The following is a 383-nucleotide window of genomic DNA, read 5'->3' as shown; positions in this document are numbered from 1 at the left end:
CGAACGCTCTGGTCGGGCAGAAGGTGGCGATCACCTCGAACCGGCCGCAGACCACCCGGCACACCGTGCGCGGCATCGTGCACCGGCCGGACGCGCAGCTCGTGCTGGTGGACACCCCCGGGCAGCACAAGCCCCGCACCCTGCTGGGGGAGCGGCTGAACGACGTCGTGCGGACCACCTGGGCCGAGGTCGACGTGATCGGGTTCTGTCTGCCCGCCGACCAGAAGATCGGCCCCGGCGACCGCTTCATCGCCAAGGAACTGGCCGGGATCAAGAAGACCCCCAAGATCGCCGTCGTCACCAAGACCGACCTGGTGGACAGCAAGGCGCTCGCCGAGCAGCTGATCGCCGTCGACCAGCTCGGCAAGGAGCTGGGCATCGCC

General features: G+C 69.5%; 1 protein-coding gene. It reads left to right on the top strand.

Annotation, left to right across the window (positions count from 1 at the left end):
• Positions 1-383, top strand: a 383-nt coding sequence (locus tag LPA54_RS41890; RefSeq protein WP_228985574.1) for a GTPase, incomplete at both ends; no start/stop codon positions are given.

It is taken from the genome of Streptomyces sp. DH12, assembly GCF_020873895.1.
In the GTDB taxonomy this organism is placed as follows: Bacteria; Actinomycetota; Actinomycetes; order Streptomycetales; family Streptomycetaceae; genus Streptomyces.
Note: the sequence above shows the minus strand (reverse complement) of the source record. Positions and strands in the feature narration are given on the sequence as shown.